This window comes from Quyinboa mangrovi, assembly GCF_042219825.1.
Taxonomy (GTDB): Bacteria; Bacteroidota; Bacteroidia; order Bacteroidales; family UBA5342; genus JBHJHP01.
Window position 1 is genome coordinate 1 of record NZ_JBHJHQ010000054.1, and the last position, 858, is coordinate 858.

The window sequence follows — 858 nt, forward strand, 5'->3', positions numbered from 1 at the left end:
GCAGGCTGTCTCTTTTGTCCTGACAGTTCCTTTCCCGTCGGAAAGAAACTGCCACGACAGCATACCGCGGGAACGTTAGGCCTCATGCTAAAAGAAGATATAATGAAATTATTAACTTACATTTTGTTTCTTCTGCCTTGTTTGACTTCTGCTCAAACAGACAATAAAAAACTGGTTGACAGTTTGAAATTTGTAACCGACATGCCATACATCTGCCGAGACACAGTTATTACTAACTTATCAGTTGGTTGTGGTGACAAAATTTTCTGGGAGACAGTTAAACAAAAACAAAATATCATTCCCCTTTTAATTGACAAACTAAATGACACAACTCAAACGGAAGTTAGTGTTCCTAATTTTGGCGGACAATATACGGTAGCAGATATTGCCTATAGAGCAATTCTAGAAATAATCAAAGACATTCCCACTTTTGAATTATTAGGAGTCAAGTTTGACAAAAATGGTTGTGGATATTGCTCATATTGGAATCATTTACGAGAGGATGTAAATAATAGAATAAAATTCCAGACTAATGTTCGTATCTGGTATGACAAGAATAAATCAAGTTTAGTCTGGGTAAAAAGTAACCGATTTTTGACCTGTGATTGTGCAGGGAGACATCCCAATGGAGGACACTTTGAATTGAGAAAATAAAAGCACGAAGGCCTAACACGCGGTCATAGTGCATGGCAGTACTTTTAAACAAATTTATTAAACGTTCGCAGCCAGCTCTTTTCGTCCTGACAGTTCCTTTCCCATCGGAAAGAAACTGCCACGACACCATACCGCGGGAACGTTGTAGCGCATTAAAACGAACGTCATGCAAAGATTGATAGCACTGATATTTATAATTCTGAT

The 858-nt window shown here is 38.1% G+C and carries 1 protein-coding gene; it reads left to right on the forward strand.

Features of this window, described 5'->3' with window-relative positions; genetic code table 11:
- Nucleotides 1-654, forward strand: a 654-nt coding sequence (locus tag ACE1ET_RS20525; RefSeq protein WP_375730300.1) for a hypothetical protein, incomplete at its 5' end; no start/stop codon positions are given.
- Between the last annotated feature and the right edge of the window lie 204 nt (nucleotides 655-858).